A 16076-nucleotide genomic window follows, 5' to 3' on the forward strand; every position below is an offset into this window, starting at 1 on the left:
GCTTGCCTGAGCGCCCCCGCATCCCCAGATCGAGAACCATGACTGACATCGCCCTGACGCTTGCCCAAGACCGCCTGCTGCGCCCCGGCGGCCTGGATACCGCTGGCCTGGAGCGCACCTTCGGCCAGTTGCTTGGCCCCGGTGTGGACTTCGGTGATCTTTACTTCCAGCATGCCCGCCGCGAGAGCTGGAGCGTGGAAGACGGCATCGTCAAGGATGGCGCCCATTCCATCGAACAGGGCGTGGGCGTGCGGGCAATTTCCGGCGAAAAGACCGGCTTCGCCTATTCCGATGACATCCACGCCGACGCGCTGCTGGCGGCGGCGCAGTCGGCACGTGCGATCTCACGCGAAGGCGGCGCCCAATCCGGGCGATCGCTGCTGCGTGGCAACGCGCGCGCGCTGTACCCGGCGCTGGACCCGATCGATGGTATCGGCAACGAGGCCAAGGTCGAGGTGCTCAAGCGCCTGGATGGCTACCTGCGTGCCGCCGACCCGCGCGTGAAGCAGGTGATGGTGAGCCTGTCCGGCGGCGTCGACACGGTGCTGATCGCACGCAGCGACGGTGTGCTGGGTGCTGATGTGCGGCCGCTGGTGCGCCTGAACGTACAGGTGATCGTCGAGCACCACGGTCGCCGCGAGTCCGGCTATGCAGGCGGCGGTGGCCGCTACGGGTATGAAGAACTGTTTGCGGACGGGCGCCCCGAGGCCTTCGCCCGCGAGGCGCTGCGCCAGGCGCTGGTGAACCTGGACGCCGTTCCGGCTCCGGCCGGGGTGATGCCGGTGGTGCTCGGTCCGGGCTGGCCGGGCGTGCTGCTGCATGAAGCGGTTGGCCACGGGTTGGAAGGCGACTTCAACCGCAAGGGCACCAGCGTCTACGCGGGCCGCATCGGTGAGCGCGTTGCCGCCCCGGGCGTGACCATCGTCGATGACGGCACGCTGGACGGACGCCGCGGTTCGTTGAACATCGACGACGAGGGCCATCCCAGCCAGTGCACCACGCTGATCGAGGACGGCATCCTGGTCGGCTACATGCAGGACAGCCTCAATGCGCGCCTGATGGGCGTGGCGCCTACCGGCAATGGCCGCCGCGAATCATTCGCGCACATGACCATGCCGCGCATGACCAACACCTACATGCGTGCCGGCCAGCACGACCCGCAGGAGATGATCCGTTCGGTGAAGAAGGGCCTGTACGCGGTCAACTTCGGCGGCGGCCAGGTCGACATCACCAGCGGCAAGTACGTGTTCTCGGCGACCGAGGCCTACCTGATCGAGGATGGCCGCGTCACCACGCCGGTGAAGGGCGCGACCCTGATCGGGAACGGTCCGGAAACCATGCAGAAGGTGCGCATGGTCGGCAATGACCTGGCCTTGGACGAGGGCGTGGGCGTCTGCGGCAAGGATGGGCAGAGCGTGCCCGTGGGTGTCGGCCAGCCCTCGCTGCTGATCGAGGGCATCACCGTCGGCGGTACCCAGGCCTGAGCCGGGCGATGGCCAGCGCCACCGCCCCGACCGGCGCGGACTCAGTCCTCGTCGGCTTCGTCGGTCTCGACGTGGCCGGCGTCTTCGTCGCCCGCCGTCTTCAGGCCCAGCGCGGCCGGCAGCATCAGGCCGCGCAGCACCTGGAAAATCTCACGGTAGGCGCGCGGCGGCTTGTTCCTGGCCTTTTCGGCCTGCGCGTTGCGCACCAGCGTGCGCAGCTGCTGGCGATCGGCCTGCGGATAATCGTCGAGAAGGGCCGCCAGTGCCTTGTCACCCTCGGCCAACAGGCGGTCGCGCCAGTCCTCAACGCGATGCATCATTGCCACTTCGCGGCGGCCGGTCTCGCTGTTGGCGTCCAGCGCGTCGCGGATCGCATCCAGCGTGGCCTCTTCTTCGCGCCGCATGTGCTTGGCCAGGAACGCCAGCTGGCGCTTGTGGGCGATGTGGGCGGTGATGCGCTTGCACTCGGCGATATGCGGCAGCAGGTCTTCCGGGATCGGCAGGCGCGCCAGCTGGGCCGGGGTCAACGACACCAGCTTCTCGCCCAGGGCCAGGACGTCGAGCGCGTCGCGCCGGTTCTGGCTGCGGCTCTTGTCGTGGAATTCACCGGTTTCTTCGTCGCGTCCGCGCATCGTCCATACCTGATTTCAAAAAAGTCGCCCGGCGTGATGCCGGGCCCAACCCGTACAGGATAAAGCATTGAACGTGATCGCCCCTGAAGTGGTCGTCGGCGACGACAGCGCGGCCCGGCTGGAACGGCTGGCCGACCTCTCCCAGCAGCTGCTCGACCGTGCCCGCTCGCTGGGCGCCAGCCAGGCCGAGGTCAGCTGCAGCGAGGATCGTGGCCTGGAGGTCAATGTCCGCCTTGGCGAGGTTGAGACCGTGCAGTCCACCCGTGACCGCGGTATCGCCGTCACCGTCTATTTCGGGCAACGCAAGGGCAGTGCCAGCACTGGCGACCTGAACGAGGCCAGCCTTGCCGCCACGGTCGAACAGGCCTGTGCGATCGCCCGGCATACCGAAGATGACCCGGCTGCCGGCTTGGCCGAGGCCGCGTTGATGGCCACCGACTTCCCGGATCTGGATGCCTGGCACCCGTGGGCGCTGCAGGCCGACGAGGCGGTGGACCTGGCCCTGGCCTGTGAGAACGCAGGCCGCGAGGCCGATGCGCAGATCCGCAATTCCGACGGCGCTTCGGTGTCAAGCATGCAGAGCCTGTCGGTCTATGCCAATTCGCATGGTTTCATCGGCCGTGAGCGCGGCACCCATCATTCGGTGGGCTGTGCGCTGATTGCCGGCCAAGGAGATGGCATGCAGCGCGATGGCTGGTACACCAGTGCGCTGGCCCGCGAGGATCTGGAGGAGGTGGGCCTGGTCGGTCGTCGTGCTGCCGAGCGCACCGTCGCCCGCCTGCAGCCTCGCTCGATGGCCACCGGCAGCATGCCGGTGTTGTTCGCCCCGGAAGTGGCGCGCAGCCTGGTCGGCCACCTGTTGTCGGCGGTGTCTGGCGGTGCCCTGTACCGCCAGGCCAGCTTCCTGCTGGACAGCGTCGGCCTGCAGTTGTTCCCCGGCTGGATGCAGATCGAGGAACTGCCTCACCTGCGCCGTGGCCTGCGTTCGGCCGCCTTCGATGGCGATGGCGTGGCCACCCGAGCTTCGGCGTTGGTGCGTGACGGCGTCCTGCAGCGCTACGTGCTGGGCAGCTACTCGGCACGCAAGCTGGGCCTGCAGACCACCGCCAATGCCGGTGGCGTGCACAACCTGCAGTTGGCCGCCAATGCTGGCGCGCTGCAGGACATCACCCGGCAGATGGGCAATGGCCTGCTGGTGACCGAGCTGATGGGGCAGGGCGTCAACGGGGTGACCGGCGACTATTCGCGGGGCGCCGGTGGCTTCCGGGTCGAGAATGGCGAGATCCAGTACCCGGTGGATGGCATCACCATCGCCGGCAACCTGCGCGAGATGTTCAGCAGCATCGAAGCGGTGGGCAGCGATGTTGACCCGCGCTCGCACATCCGCACCGGCTCGATCCTGGTGGGGCGGATGACCATTGCCGGTAATGATTGATGGCGTCGATGGCGTAAGCTATGCCCGCCTGACGCAGCCAGCTTGGTGCTGGTGGGTCAAGACCACCCAATGAAAAGGAGTTTTGTCGTGAGCGAATTCGATAACGTCCCGCCGCCGCCGGCGACCACCGAGGCCCCGGCCGACCAGCGCACCATGGCGCTGGCTGCGCACCTGCTGGGCATCTTCACCGGCTTCATCGGCGCGCTGATCATCTGGCTGATCAACAAGGATGATGCGGGCAAGGCCTTTGTGACCGACCAGGCCAAGGAAGCGCTGAACTTCCAGATCACCGTGGCCATCGCCATGGTCATCTGCATGATCCTGACCATCGTCGTCATCGGCGCGATCCTGATGCCGATCGTTGGTCTGGTCAGCCTGGTGTTCTGCATCATTGCCGCCGTCAAGGCCAACAACGGCGAGGCGTACCGCTACCCGTTCGCGCTGCGCCTGATCAAGTAAGTTCGTCCGCACGCGGATACATGCAACGCCCGGCATTGCCGGGCGTTGTTGTTTGGCGCTCGTGCCGGGCCAAGCGCGGTGAGCGCAGTGCGGCAGCGTCGCCGCCAGCAATCAGTGATTGCGCTCCACCGCCAGCGTTGCCAGCGCGCGCAGCGGATCGGCTTCCTCGCCATGGCCGGCCAGGGTTGCCTGCATGCGCGCTGCCAGTTCGCGCAGCTGTGCCTTGGCGCCGTCCATGCCCAGCAGCGCCGGGAAGGTGCTCTTTTCCTGTGCCTGGTCCTTGCCGGCGGTCTTGCCCAGTTGTTCAGAACTGGCTTCCACATCCAGGATGTCATCACGGACCTGGAAGGCCAGGCCGAGTGCATCGGCGAAACTGTCGAGCTGGGCCAGCTGCGGTTCGTGGGCCTGGCCGCACAGCGCACCCATGCGCACCGCCGCGCGGATCAGGGCGCCGGTCTTCAGCGCATGCATGCGGGTCAATGCCGCCAGCGTCTGTTGCTGGCCGGTGGCATCGATGTCCAGCGCCTGGCCGCCGCACATGCCGGAGGCACCGGACGCGTGGGCCAGGGTCTGCAGGCAGGCCACGCGCAGCGTGGCCGTCAGCGGCGCATCGGCCAGCAGGCCAAAGGCACGGGTCTGCAGGGCGTCACCGGCGAGGATCGCGGTAGCTTCGTCGAAGGCGATGTGGGTGGTCGGCTTGCCGCGGCGCAGGGCATCGTCGTCCATCGCCGGCAGGTCGTCATGCACCAGCGAATAGGCGTGGATCAGCTCGACGGACATCGCGGCCGCGTCCAGGTGCTCCAGTTGCGCGCCGAACAGGTGGCCACTGGCGTACACCAGCAGCGGCCGCATGCGCTTGCCGCCACCCAGCACCGAGTAGCGCATCGCCTGGTGCAGGCGCTGCGGGGCCTCGGCGGGCGAGGGCAGGGCGGCGTCGAGCTGGCTCTCGATGCGGTCGCGCCAGCGCGCGAACAGGGCTTCAGCCGTCATGGCTGGGCGGATCGAACGGCTCGGATGCTTCCGGCTGCGCCGGATCGCTGAGCAGGCGCACGCGCAGTTCGGCCTGCTCCAGCGCCTGCTGGCACTGACGGTACAGACCGACGCCGCGTTCGTAAGCACTGAGCGAGGCTTCCAGGCTCAGCTCGCCGGTTTCCATCTGCTCCACCAGCTGCTCCAGCGATTCGAGCGACTGCTCGAACTGGGCGACCGGGGAGGCGTTTTCGGGGGACTTCTTGGCCATGCGGCAAGTGTGGACGGGCCGCGCGCGGGGGTCAATTCACCAGCCGCCGGGACGCCACTGCAGCTGCGCGTCGTGGGCCTGCAACCAGGCCTGCAGGGGAGCTGCGATGACCACGTCGGCGGCGGCAAGCAGCTGCGCTCCATCGAAGACCAGCGGCAGCTGGGCGCGTCGCCAGGGGGCAAGGTGTTCGCGTTGCAGGCAGTCCTTCAGCGCATGCGAATGCTGGCGACCGGGCAGCAGGATGCGTTCGCCGCCCACACGCGCACGGACCTGGAGCGGCCGTTCGAAGGCCTCGGCGCCGTGCAGGTGCAGCTGACCGCCATCGGGCAGCGCCAATGGCGCGCGTCCATCCCATCCGGCCTGCCAATCATGGGGAAGCGCCGGCAGCTGCGCGGGCAGGAGATAGGCATGATCGCGCCATTGCTGGATGGCATGATCGTGCCAGCGCACCCGCGCCTGGCGATCGTTGCCGGCTGGCAGCAGCTCGCCCAGCGCCTGCTGCAGCACCGTGGCCGGCAGTGGGGCGGCCCCATGGCCGATCACCCAAGCACGCAGCACGCGTGCGGCGCGGCCCGGTGACACCTGACGCAGTAACTGCAGCGACAGCACGCGTGGAGCGACTTCCAGGTGTGTGATCAGCTCGGCGTCTTCTTCATCCAGCAGTTCGCGGGTCTGCCGGCAATGCAGGACGCTGCCGGCCAACGCGGCGGCGGCGTGCGGCCAGCGCTGGCGCAACAGTGGCAGTACCTGCAGGCGAAGGAAGTTGCGATCGGCGTGGTCTTCGGCGTTGCTGGGATCCTCGATCCAACGCAGCGCGTGTTGCCGGGCATAGTCGAGCAGTGCGGTGCGCGGTGCATGCAGCAAGGGACGCCACAGGCGGTGCGTACCGAGCTGACTGTCATCGGCCATCGCGGCAAGGCCATCGACACCGGAGCCGCGCAGCGCGCGGAGCAGGAAGGTCTCGGCCTGATCGTCCTGGTGCTGTGCCAGCGCCAGTGTTTCGCCTTCGCGCAGTTCAGCAGTGAACGCTGCACGTCGTGCTTCGCGCGCTGCGCCTTCGAGGCCCAGGCCTGTGGTTTTGTCGATCTGTACGTGGCGCACGGCCAGCTTGATGCCCAGTGCTGCGCACTGCTGCTGGCAATGCCGTACCCAGTCGTCGGCTGCTGGTTGCAGGCCGTGGTGTACGTGCACCGCACGCAGCGCCGTGCCGGAAGCCTGGGCGCAGCGCCACAGCCAGTGCAGCAGCACGGTGGAGTCGACACCACCGCTGTAGCCCACCAGCAGGGGAGCATCCAGCGGAACAAGGGCAGGGAAGGCAGTCACGGCGGCAAGTATAGGGTTGCTCGGCAGGGCTGCGCCCTGCACCCGCTACGATCCAGAGCACAGCAACAGCAACAGCAACAGCAGAAGCTGGGTTCCTGAAGGATGGCGGGGTGGGCCCGGTTGCGGGAGACGCCGTAAACCCGTCCTTGGGGGCTTGGCCGCGGCATCCATGCCGCGGACACTCCCGCAACCGGACCCACCCCGCCTTCGACAGTTTCCTGCGAACTGTCGGAATTGCTCTTGGGGTCAGATCCGTTTTCCTGCGGAAAACGGATCTGACCCCGGATTCAATTCGATATCTGACAGATCTGATCCACGCATGGCGTGGATCTACTGGCCACCGGAAAACTGTCGAAGGCGGGGCACTGTGGGTTTGCGGGGTGTGAGCCGCACGGATGCGGCGACCAAGGCTACATGGACGTACTTGCGCCGTCCCCGCAAACCCACAGTGCCCCGCCATCCCACGGAATGCACGCTGTTGCTGTTGCTTCCGCCGTTGCCGTTGCGTCTGCAGGTGCAGGGCGCAGCCCTGCCGAAAACCTACTTCACCCGACGACCCGAGCGGTCGATCCGGAACCGCTCTCCGCCTTCCATCGGCGTGTGGCCGTCGGCATCCGGCGTGCCGCGGCGGCAGCCATTGCAGACCTCGGCCACGCCATCCTGGAACGGCCACCCGAAATCGAAGGTGCCGGGCACCACCTGGCGGAACGTCAGGTCGAAGTAGCCCACGCGGTCGCCGACGCGGCCGCGCAGCAGGCCTTCCTGCGGCGTCTCCGGGCCGTTGTCCCAGGTCAGCACCGGCAGGCTGCGGCCCTTGCGGTCGACGTAGTGGAAACCCTGGTCGGCGTACACCACCGCCAGACCGTGGTCGTCGTAGTTCAGGTCCTTCAGCGCATCGGCGCTGATCTTCGGCCGGTGATCGATCACCTCGCAGTTGGGCAGCGGCCACAACCCGTGTTCGTCGGTCAGCAGCCTGCATGCCGGTGCCTGTGCCGCTGCAGTGGCGCTGACCAGCATGCCAAGCAGGGCCAGCGACCGCGCGAAGCGGCCGCTGGCAGCGTCAGGGCGGGCCTGCCGTGCGATCACTTGGCCTCGGCCTTGCGCTCGAACGCGGTCGGTGCCGGCAGCTGCACCGGCACGCCCTTGTCATCGCAGGTGCCGGCCTGGCACAGGCGCTCGCGCAGGGCCGGAGTGGCCTGCACGATCATGTGGTAGATGGCGTTCTGTTCCAGCGTGCCGCGGATCGCCTTGCTGCCCGGGCCGCGCGCCCAGATGCCGACGTCCTCGCCACCGTGCGACTCGGATTTCATCGGCACCAGCGCTTCCTGCATGTAGTCCGGATGCTCGGTGTCGACTTCGCGCAGGTTCGGGCGGCCGTCGGCCGGTTCGAAGCTGCTCGGGTTGTGCGGATAGCGCTTCGGGCCGGCCGGCTGCTGGTTGCTGCTGCCGGTGTGGCCCGGGCCATTGGCGTAGCTCAGCGTGGTGTACGGCTGGCCGGTGCCGTCCAGTGCGTAGTCCAGCTTGCCGGCGCCATCTTCGCCGCCCTTGTCCTTCACCTTGCCCAGGATCGGGTTGCCGCGCGCCGGGTAGCCGACGAAGTTCAGCGTGTGCGAGTGGTCGGCGGTAACGATGATCAGGGTGTCGTCGGCCGAGGTCAGCTCGCTGGCCACGCGCACCGCATCGGACAGCGCCACGGTTTCGGTCAGTGCACGGTAGGCGTTGCCGCTGTGGTTGGCGTGATCGATGCGTGCGCCTTCGATCATCAGCACGTAGCCTTCCGGGTGCCTCGACAGATTCTTGATCGCCGCTGCGGTCAGTTCGGCCAGGCTCGGCTCACCGCCCGGATCCTGCGGGCGCTCGTACTCGTAGCGCATGTGGTCCGGTTCAAACAGGCCGAGGATCGCCGGTGCGTCGGCGGCGGCGGCCAGCTGCTTGCTGTTCCACACGTAGGCGCCGTGCGGATGGGCCTGCTGCCATTCCTGCACCAGGCTGCGCCCATCCAGTCGCTGGCCGACCTTGTCGTCGTACTCCGGGTCGCGCTCTTCCACGGTGGTGAATTCCCCGCGCCCGCCGCCGAGGGCGACCAGCGGGCCGCGCCCGTAGCGCGAAGTCGACAGCAGCTGCTGGGCGATGTCCTTGCAGCCGGCCGCCTTCGCCGCTTCAGTCAGGTCGGTATCGTTTTCCCAGTTGCGCTCGGGCGAGTGCGCGTAGGTCGCGGCCGGGGTGGCGTGGGTCAGGCGCGCGGTGGACACCACGCCGGTGGCCAGACCGGCGCTGTCGGCCAGCTGCAGCCAGGTCAGCAGGCCCTTGGACAGGCTGTCGGCACAGTCGGTGCGGCTGCCGGCGCTGACGCCGATCGCACCCATGTGGGTCTTCACACCGGTGGTGATGGCGGTCATGGTGCCGGCCGAATCCGGGGTCTGGGAATCGGTGTTGTAGGTCTTGCTGAACGCCGTGGCCGGGAAGCGCTCCCAGGACAGCAGGTTCTCTTCACCGGAGCCCCCCTTGCGCTGGCCCTCGTAGATGCGCGAGGCGGCCACGGTGGTCAGGCTCATGCCGTCGCCGAGGAACAGGATGACGTTCTTGGCCTTGCCGGACATCGCGCCGTTGGCGGCGGCCTGGGCAGCGCCGCTGCGGTACCACCACTGCGGGGTTTCGCCGGCCGGGTGGGCGACGGGATCGACGGCGACCTTCAGGCCAGCCGGGGCAGAGGCGGGGGTGGTGCTGGCGCAGGCGCCCAGCAGCAGGGTGGTGGCGCAGGCGGCCAACAGGGAGACGGAACGGCGCATGGACGCTGGGATCTCACAAACTGTAACGGGACATTCATTATGCCCGCCCCAGCAAGGCACGCCGATGACACACTGATTTGCCGGCCCGGCGGTCGTTCCGCAGGCCGCTTTGGACTATCGTGCCAGCATCCCTTCCTTCCCTCTGGATTGCCTATGAAGCTGGTCTCTGCCTGGCTGCGGATTCCATTCTGGCAGCGCGTGGTCGGTGGCTTCGTGCTCGGTGCGCTGGCCGGCTGGGCGCTTGGCCCGGCCGCGGAAACGTGGTTTGGCCCGCTCGGTGAGCTGTATGTCACCCTGATCAAGATGATCGCCGTTCCGCTGGTGTTCTTCGCGGTCATCAACGCGATCTCATCGCTGCACGGGCAGAAGTCGGTCGCCGCGCTCAGTGGCCGCACCTTCCTGTGGTTCGTGATCACCGCCGCGTTGGCGGTATGCGTCGGCCTGGGCGTGGGTACCGTGCTGCAGCCCGGCGCCGGTGGCCTGCAGCTGACCATGGCCAGCAACTACGTGCCGCGCGAGGTCCCCAGCGTGGTGCAGGTGCTGCTGGACGTGGTGCCGGCCAATGTTTTCTACGCGCTGTCCGGCATCGGCACCAAGGTCAATGCGGCCGGTGAGACCGTGCTGGCGGCTGGCCGGGGCTCGATCCTGCCGGTGATCTTCTTTGCCGGCCTGGTCGGCTTTGCCATCGTCAAGCTCGGCGAGAAGGTGACCGAGGCGCGCAAGCTGGTCGGCCAGATGAGCGACATCATGATCCAGGTGACCCGCTTCGTGCTGGAAGTCACCCCGATCGGCACCTTCGGCCTGATCGCCGGCCTGGTCGGCAGCTATGGCTTCGAGAAGCTGCTGCCGCTGGGGCATTTCGTGCTGGCCCTGTACGTGGCCTGCGCCCTGCACATCGTGGTGGTCTACAGCGCACTGCTGCTGGCGCATGGCCTGAATCCGCTGAAGTTCTTCCGCGGTGCGGCGCCGGGCATGCAGGTCGCGTTTGTCAGCTCGTCCAGCTTCGCCGCGATGCCGGTGGCGCTGCGCTCGATCACCCACAACCTGGGCGTGAACAAGGACTACGGTTCGTTCGCGGTGCCACTGGGCGCCAGCATCAAGATGGACGGCTGCGGCGCGATCTACCCGGCGCTGTGCGCGGTGTTCATCGCGCAGTACAGCGGTGTGCCGCTGACTCCGGAGCAGTACGTGGTGGTGCTGATCGCCTCGGTGCTGGGCAGCTTCGGTACCGCCGGCGTGCCGGGTACTGCGGTGATCATGGCTACGGTGGTGCTGAGTGCGGCCAACCTGCCGCTGGAGACCATCGGCTACCTGTATGCCATTGATCGCATCCTGGACATGATGCGCACGATGACGAACGTGACAGGCCAGATGCTGGTACCGGTGATCGTGGCCAAGGAGACCGGGCTGCTTGACCAGGCGGTGTACGACAACCCGTCCAGCAACGTGGGCGTGGATGATCCCGACCCGACACCACCACGCGGTTGAGGTTTGCTTGGAGATGAAAGGTCCGCCCTGACCGGCGGGCCTTTTGTTTGGGGGCTGGCTGGCGCGGTGGCGGCCAAGGTAGGCCTTGGTAGATCCATGCCATGCATGGATGGAGCCGGTGGCGACCAAGGTCGGCAGCTACCCACCATTACGGGCCCAACAAAAAAGCCGCTGCAGGGCAGCGGCTTCTCGCATCAGGCGGCGCTCTAGCGCCAGCGGGTCAGAGATCCACCCGGCGGGCCTGCATGAACTTGTTGCCCCAGTAACCACTGAGCAGGGTGTCCACGCGCACATCCTTGCCCGAGCTGGGGGCGTGCAGGAAGCGGCCGTCGCCGACATAGATGCCGACGTGGTCGACGCGGCCCTTGCGGCCGAAGAAGACCAGGTCGCCCGCCGCCAGCGCGGTGCGGTCGTTGATCAGTTCGGCGTTGTCATCGTGCGCCATCTCGCGCGAGACGCGCGGCAACTCGATGCCCAGCGCCGAACGGAACACATAGCCGACCAGGCCGCTGCAGTCGAAACCGCTGTCCGGGTTGCTGCCACCCCAACGGTACGGGGTGCCCAGCAGGGTCATCGCTCGGCGCAGCAGCGACTGCACCTTGCCGTTGTCGGCGGCGGTGCCGACGACGCTCCCATTGGCGGCGCTGCTGGTGTCGTAGTTGGCGAGCAGGCGGCTGAGGTCACCGGCCACCACGGCCGAGCGATCCATCAGCGGAATGGTGTCGTTGGCGGCCAGGTGCGGCAGCAGGGCGGCCAGCGTGGCACTGGCGGCGGCATCGACGCGGCTGCGCTGCGGAGCGGCAGCCTCGGCCTTGGCGGCCGGTCGGGCGGTGCTCTCGGCCACCGGGGCCGGGGTCACATCGGAACGGTTTGGAGCAGTCTGCGACCAGGCCGGAAGGCTGGTCAGGCACAGTGCCAGGCCAAGCAACAGCGGGCGGGCACTACGTGAAGATACGGAAGTCTGGCCTTCGCTTTTCAGGTCGTCAGTCGTCACGCGTCGGTCACAGGAAAAAACGATGGGGCATCATGCCCTGTAAAAGCGCGGATAAGTTAAAAATTCCGTTATAAAATCGTTATTTATATAGTGACGGATGTCACAATTTTAAACATATCGCCTGTTCAGCTTAGCGAAGGACACGTTTCGCGCCCGTGTAGTGGTCTTTCCAGTAGGGGCCACTGAGCGAGTCCAGGCGAACCGTACCGCCGGTACTCGGCGCGTGCACAAAACGCCCTTCCCCTACATAGATGCCCACGTGGGTGACGCTGCCGCGGCTGCCGAAGAACACCAGGTCGCCGGTGGCCAAGCGTTGCGGATCGATCCTGGGGCCCTGTACCGCCGCCAGGTCGCGCGAGGTGCGCGGCAGCCGCAGGTCCAGCATCTCGCGATAGACATAGGCGACCAGCCCGCTGCAGTCGAAGCCCGAGTCCGGGGTGTTGCCGCCATAGCGGTAGGGCGTGCCGACCAGGCTGATGGCACGCATCAGCACCGAGTTGGCGGCCTCGGGGTTGTCCGGCACGGTCTTTGGCCAGTTCGCCGTCGACGGTGGCGGCGGCGCCGGGCGGGTGGCCTTGCCGCCGCCACAGGCGGTCATCAGCAGGGGCAGGGCCAGCAGCAGGGCCGGGGCAAGGAACCGGCGCGGGCCGGACGAAACTGGCGTGATGTGCATGATCTCCGGATAATGCGCCACCTTGGAATGGCCGTCATGATGGCGGCGTCCCCGTCGGGCGACAACCCGCCCCAACCCGCCTGCCTCCGGCAGATCCAGACAGAGTTGCGCATGAAGATCGAAAAAGACCGCGTTGTCCGCTTCCACTACACCGTTTCCGAAGTCGGCCAGGAGCCGATTGAATCGTCCAAGGACCGCGGCGAGCCGCTGGCGATCCTGATCGGCCATGGCAACATCATCCCGGGCCTGGAAAACGCCATGATGGACAAGGAAGCCGGCGCGACCTTCAGCGTCGACGTCAAGGCCGCCGATGCCTACGGCGAGCGCCGCGAGGGCCTGTCCCAGCGCGTGCCGAAGAAGCACTTCGGCAACACCAAGCTGGCCCCGGGCCAGCAGGTGGTGCTGCAGACCAACTTCGGCCCGCGTGCGGTGACCGTGCAGAAGGTCGGCATGAGCGTCGTGGACGTCGACCTGAACCACCCGATGGCCGGCAAGGACCTGCACTTCGACGTGGAAATCGTCGATGTGCGCGAAGCCGGCAAGGAAGAGATCGACCACGGCCACGTCCACGGCGACGGCGGTCACCACCACTGATCGCAGCGCGATCATGATGGCAGCAACGGCCCGCTTCGGCGGGCCATTGCGTTTCTGGAACACGGCGCGGCCATCCATGGCACGCGGGCCGGCGGCATAATGGCGGGCCTGCCCGACGGACGCCCCGTGAACGCCGCTTCTCCTTCCCTGCAGCCGGTGGCTTCCGGCCAACGCATCGCCGTGCTGGACGTGCTGCGTGGTGCCGCGCTGCTGGGCATCCTGCTGATGAACATCGAGGCCTTCAGCGGTCCGCTGGACCTGGCCTTCACCGGCATTGACGTGCACTGGCGGGGCATCGATTACTGGGCCGACGCCTTCGTCTATGTGTTCGTGCAGGGCAAGTTCTTCACCCTGTTCTCGCTGCTGTTCGGTGCCGGCTTTGCGGTGATGGCGCAACGCGCCGAGGTGGCCGGGCGCGACTTCACCCCGTTCTACCTGCGCCGCAGCGCCGGCCTGCTGCTGATCGGCCTGTGCCATGCACTGCTGGTCTGGTCCGGCGACATCCTGGTGATGTATGCACTGGTCTCATTGCCGTTGCTGGCCTGCCGCGAGGCGCCGCGCAGCTGGCTGCCGTGGATGGGCGTGATCGTCTACCTCGGCGGTGTGGCGATGATGTTGCTGGTGGGTGCGATGGTGTCGATGGCTTCGGCCGAAGACATGCAGAAGATGCTTGCCGAAGCACAGCAGGCCATCGCGCAGCAGCGCCTGGTGTACGGGCACGGCAGCTGGATGCAGGCCACCGCGCAGCGCCTGCACGAGTTCGGATCGTCGATGGGCGCGCTGCTGATTACCGGTCCGGAAGTGCTGGGCATGTTCCTGATCGGCAGCTGGTTCGCCAGCAGCGGTGCACTGGTATCACCCGAGCGCTTCCCACGGCTGTACGTGCTGTTGCGTTGGGTGGCGCTGCCGCTGGGCTTGGCGGTCACGCTGCTCGGCGTTGCCTGGAAGCCGTATCTGGCACCGGGCGCCTACGACCTGCCGGTGACCGCAGCGATGGCACTGGTGACGATCGGCGGGCTGCCGATGTGCCTGGGTTACCTGGCGTGGATCGTGCGTTGGCGCGCGCGGCTGGGATGGCTGGCGCCGGTAGGGCGCATGGCATTGACCCACTACCTGGCCCAGTCGTTGCTGTGTACCTGGCTGTTCTACCACTATGGCCTGGGTGGGTTCGAGCGGATGCCGCGCAGCGTGCAGTTGCTGTTCGCGCTGCTGGTGTTCGCAGCGCAGGTGGCTGTTTCGCACGCTTGGCTGGCGCGCTTCCGCTTTGGTCCGGTGGAATGGCTATGGCGTGCAATGACCTACCGCCAGTGGCCACCGATGCGGCGTGGAGCCGGGCAGGGCTGATCGATGCAGGGCGCGCGCATCCTCACGTCTGGCTTGCAGCGGGGCATGGCATGCTCGGCATCAGCATGAGCGCCGGCAACGGCCAGCTGATCGCCGATCTCGTCTGCGTCCGTACGCCGGTGATCGACCCTGCCCCCTACCGACCCGAGCGATTCCGATGAGCACTGCATCCTATGATTACGACCTGATCGTCCTCGGCGGCGGCTCCGCCGGCCTGGCCGGTGCGATCCGCGCCGCGCAGCACGGCAAGCGCGTGGCGCTGCTGGAGCCGGGCGAACTGGGTGGGACCTGCGTCAACGTCGGTTGCGTGCCGAAGAAGGCCATGTGGCTGGCAGCTGACCTGCATGAGCGCATCGGCCTGGCCAGTGCGATGGGCTTCGATGTCGAGGCACGCCCGGCGCTGTCGTGGAAGGAACTGGTGATCCATCGCCAGGCCTACATCAGCAACATCCACACCAGCTACCACAAACGCCTGGACGAAACCGGCGTGGTGCGCATTCCGGCGCGCGGCCATCTGCTCGATGCGCACACCGTGGCCTGCAGCGATGGCGTGCGCTACAGCGCCGAACACATCCTGATCGCCACCGGCGCGCACCCGCTGCGCCCGGACATTCCCGGCGCGGAACTGGGCCTGGTTTCCGATGATTTCTTCGATCTGCGCGCGGCACCGGCCGAGGTGGCGATCATCGGTGGTGGTTACATCGCGGTGGAGCTGGCTGGCCTGCTGCAGGCACTGGGCAGCAGGGTGAGCCTGCTGGTGCGCGGTCAGCGGCTGCTGGATCGCTTCGACTACGAGCTGACCGATCAGCTGGCCGAGAACCTGAAGCAGCAGGGCGTGCGCATCCATTTCGGCTATCGCCTGCGCGAACTGCAGCGCGATGGTGAGCGCGTACGTGCATTCGGCCATGATGGCCCGCTCGACAGCGTGTTCGATGCGGTGTTCTTCGCTGCCGGCCGCCGCGGCAACAGCCGTGGCCTGGGTCTGGAAGCGCTCGGTATCGACATCGGCGAGCACGAGCAGGTGCAGGTGGACGAGTGGCAGACCACCCGTGTGCCGAGCGTGCACGCGGTCGGCGACATCGCCGGCAAGGTCGGCCTGACCCCGGTGGCGGTGGCCGCGTCGCGGCGGCTGATGGACCGCCTGTTCGGGGGCCGCCCGCAGTCCAAAATGGATTACGAGAACGTGGCCAGCGTGGTGTTCTCGCATCCGCCGCTGGGCGCGGTGGGCATGAGCGAGGAAGAAGCGCGCCGGCGTTTCGACCAGGTGAGCGTCTACCACAGCCGCTTCCGCCCGATGCTGCAGGCGCTGGCCAACGGCCCCCAGCGCAGCCTGTTCAAGATGGTCTGTGCCGGCCCGGAAGAACGCGTGGTGGGCATCCACCTGCTGGGCGAAGCGGCCGACGAGATCCTGCAGGGCTTCGCGGTGGCGGTGAAGATGGGCGCGACCAAGGCCCAGTTCGACGACACCGTGGCGATCCACCCGACCTCGGCCGAGGAAGTGGTGCTGATGCGCTGAGCCGGGCCGTTGTAGGGCCGAGCCATGCTCGGCTGCCTTTCGCCCAGGCCTGGCGACGCCGAGCGCGGGCTCGGCTCTACAGGTCAGCGGGCGCCCCCATGCGAC

The 16076-nt window shown here is 67.4% G+C and carries 15 protein-coding genes and 1 pseudogene; 8 read left to right on the forward strand and 8 right to left on the reverse strand.

Annotated elements, in window-relative coordinates:
* The first annotated feature begins 38 nt into the window (after positions 1-38).
* A complete protein-coding gene (gene tldD / locus BN1263_RS14820; RefSeq protein WP_019662103.1) occupies positions 39-1484 on the forward strand; it encodes a metalloprotease TldD in 1446 nt (481 codons plus the stop codon).
* Positions 1485-1525: 41 nt separating this feature from the next.
* Here the strand turns inward: tldD and yjgA are convergent, their stop codons facing one another.
* Positions 1526-2116 (reverse strand): ribosome biogenesis factor YjgA, encoded by a 591-nt coding sequence (yjgA, locus tag BN1263_RS14825; protein ID WP_019662102.1) that lies wholly within the window; start codon positions 2114-2116, stop codon positions 1526-1528.
* A gap of 67 nt (positions 2117-2183) precedes the next feature.
* Between yjgA and pmbA the strand changes: the two genes are divergently transcribed.
* The gene (pmbA, locus tag BN1263_RS14830; protein ID WP_058982170.1) at positions 2184-3551 is read left to right on the forward strand and encodes a metalloprotease PmbA; all 1368 of its coding nucleotides are present in this window, start codon (positions 2184-2186) and stop codon (positions 3549-3551) included.
* An 87-nt stretch (positions 3552-3638) separates the two neighbouring features.
* Positions 3639-4010, forward strand: coding sequence for a DUF4870 domain-containing protein (locus tag BN1263_RS14835; RefSeq protein ID WP_019662100.1), 372 nt, complete (start codon positions 3639-3641; stop codon positions 4008-4010).
* A gap of 111 nt (positions 4011-4121) precedes the next feature.
* Here the strand turns inward: BN1263_RS14835 and BN1263_RS14840 are convergent, their stop codons facing one another.
* From BN1263_RS14840 to BN1263_RS14860, 5 genes are all read right to left on the reverse strand, one after another.
* Positions 4122-5000 (reverse strand): polyprenyl synthetase family protein, encoded by an 879-nt coding sequence (locus tag BN1263_RS14840; RefSeq protein ID WP_058982172.1) that lies wholly within the window; start codon positions 4998-5000, stop codon positions 4122-4124.
* Positions 4990-5250, reverse strand: a complete 261-nt coding sequence (locus tag BN1263_RS14845; protein ID WP_005410522.1) for an exodeoxyribonuclease VII small subunit — start codon at positions 5248-5250, stop codon at positions 4990-4992. The genes BN1263_RS14840 and BN1263_RS14845 overlap by 11 nt, the downstream gene beginning before the upstream one ends.
* Positions 5251-5286: 36 nt before the next feature.
* Positions 5287-6573, reverse strand: a complete 1287-nt coding sequence (gene tilS / locus BN1263_RS14850; RefSeq protein WP_251103119.1) for a tRNA lysidine(34) synthetase TilS — start codon at positions 6571-6573, stop codon at positions 5287-5289.
* A 540-nt stretch (positions 6574-7113) separates the two neighbouring features.
* A complete protein-coding gene (locus BN1263_RS14855; RefSeq protein ID WP_058982176.1) occupies positions 7114-7659 on the reverse strand; it encodes a WG repeat-containing protein in 546 nt (181 codons plus the stop codon).
* Positions 7656-9362, reverse strand: coding sequence for an alkaline phosphatase (locus tag BN1263_RS14860; RefSeq protein WP_058982178.1), 1707 nt, complete (start codon positions 9360-9362; stop codon positions 7656-7658). The genes BN1263_RS14855 and BN1263_RS14860 overlap by 4 nt, the downstream gene beginning before the upstream one ends.
* 153 nt (positions 9363-9515) lie before the next feature.
* Between BN1263_RS14860 and BN1263_RS14865 the strand changes: the two genes are divergently transcribed.
* Positions 9516-10850 (forward strand): dicarboxylate/amino acid:cation symporter, encoded by a 1335-nt coding sequence (locus tag BN1263_RS14865; protein WP_005410518.1) that lies wholly within the window; start codon positions 9516-9518, stop codon positions 10848-10850.
* Between the two features lie 220 nt (positions 10851-11070).
* On the opposite strand, the gene BN1263_RS14870 is transcribed toward BN1263_RS14865, so the two are convergent.
* Complete coding sequence (locus BN1263_RS14870; RefSeq protein ID WP_005414115.1) at positions 11071-11844, reverse strand: C40 family peptidase; 774 nt, start codon at positions 11842-11844, stop codon at positions 11071-11073.
* A gap of 130 nt (positions 11845-11974) precedes the next feature.
* Entirely contained in the window at positions 11975-12517 is a 543-nt protein-coding gene (locus BN1263_RS14875) for a C40 family peptidase (protein ID WP_058982204.1), read from the reverse strand.
* 111 nt (positions 12518-12628) lie between these two features.
* Here BN1263_RS14875 and BN1263_RS14880 point away from each other — a divergent pair, with 111 nt between their 5' ends.
* The 4 genes and pseudogenes from BN1263_RS14880 to gorA all read left to right on the forward strand — a co-directional run bounded on the left by BN1263_RS14880 (position 12629) and on the right by gorA (position 15971).
* The gene (locus BN1263_RS14880) at positions 12629-13111 is read left to right on the forward strand and encodes an FKBP-type peptidyl-prolyl cis-trans isomerase (protein WP_058982180.1); all 483 of its coding nucleotides are present in this window, start codon (positions 12629-12631) and stop codon (positions 13109-13111) included.
* A 99-nt stretch (positions 13112-13210) separates the two neighbouring features.
* Positions 13211-14455, forward strand: a complete 1245-nt coding sequence (locus BN1263_RS14885; protein WP_058982182.1) for a DUF418 domain-containing protein — start codon at positions 13211-13213, stop codon at positions 14453-14455.
* An 11-nt stretch (positions 14456-14466) separates the two neighbouring features.
* A pseudogene (locus tag BN1263_RS20185) lies at positions 14467-14616 on the forward strand (amino acid dehydrogenase); the annotation flags it as partial.
* A complete protein-coding gene (gene gorA, locus BN1263_RS14890; RefSeq protein WP_058982185.1) occupies positions 14613-15971 on the forward strand; it encodes a glutathione-disulfide reductase in 1359 nt (452 codons plus the stop codon). The pseudogene BN1263_RS20185 and the gene gorA, both read left to right, overlap by 4 nt.
* The last annotated feature ends 105 nt before the right edge of the window (positions 15972-16076 follow it).

This window comes from Stenotrophomonas thermophila (assembly GCF_001499715.1).
Lineage (GTDB): Bacteria > Pseudomonadota > Gammaproteobacteria > Xanthomonadales > Xanthomonadaceae > Stenotrophomonas > Stenotrophomonas hibiscicola.